We start from the raw sequence: 1083 nt of genomic DNA, 5'->3' as shown, positions 1-1083 counted from the left end.
ATGCGAATCAGTATTTGAACTCTGATTCTGTTGTTTTAAAAAATTAGATAAATAAATGCGATGGCAATTTTCCCCATCGTATGTATTAAAAGTCCAGGCGTTGACCTGACTTTCATCGCTCTTTGAATATTTGTTTTCTCATTAATCCAGTTGAATAACGACTCTATTGGTTGTCTGATTTTGGATACTGCGGTTGAGTACAGGTCTCTGTAGGCTTTTTCTCTTTGGGTAATTACAGGCTCTTCGCCTTTGATTGCTTTAACTGGAGTTAGTATGCATACTCCTTGGTTCTTCTGTTTCTCTGTCCAAAATGGAAAGTCTGAGTAGATTTTGTCTGCAAAAATATTCCTACCTGTTAGGCTATCTGCTGCTTCTGTTTTGAGTACGGTCAAATCGTTTTCCGCCGCAGATGATAGCATTAGCATTTCAGGGAATGGCAGTGTTCCTTTTCTTCTAAAAGCCAATGCGTGGAGTTTGAGTCCAAAGTAATACATGTTCTTTGTAGAGCAGTATCCTTTGGCGGCAATCTCGGTAGCCACTTTCCCTGTTTTATTCTTCCCTGCACAAGTGATAATGGGCATAGAATCAATAAGGGATGTCATGGTATCACAATCAGCTGGTTTAAAGGAGGTAATAAGGTGCTCTACAAGGTGGCTAATGGCTTCGCTCATCAGGTTCAATCGATAATTGAACGTCTGATAAGAAGGCAGTTTAGGAAACCATGAGAGCAAATATTCCTGTGTGAACGTATGTATCTCTTTGATACTGAAGTATCGCTGATAGGCTCCGCAAAATAGATAAGCAGTAAGCAGTTCCTGATCCGTAAAGGTTGGATTTGCATTATTACTGAACCTCTGGCAGTAGAACTTCAGTGAAGACTCGTAAATATCGCAGATATACATATATATATTTATAAGTTTTAATTCTTTCTCCTTGGGAATCATAATTAGAAAAATGAGAGGTTTTATTCTTCTAATATACTGATTTTCAAGGAGATACAGAAATGTTTTAATGAGATAATTAACTGAATAACAACATTTTAACTAACTGAATCAGCGAGTGATTTCAACTACTGATTCGCAT

1 protein-coding gene is annotated in these 1083 nt (G+C 37.5%); it reads right to left on the bottom strand.

The annotated features are described in order from the left end of the window. Positions 1-35 precede the first annotated feature (35 nt). Positions 36-902, bottom strand: coding sequence for a transposase (locus D0T60_RS18475; protein WP_163219959.1), 867 nt, complete (start codon positions 900-902; stop codon positions 36-38). Positions 903-1083 lie beyond the last annotated feature (181 nt).

The organism is Bacteroides sp. 224, from assembly GCF_010500995.1.
Lineage (GTDB): Bacteria > Bacteroidota > Bacteroidia > Bacteroidales > Bacteroidaceae > Bacteroides.
Note: the sequence above shows the minus strand (reverse complement) of the source record. Positions and strands in the feature narration are given on the sequence as shown.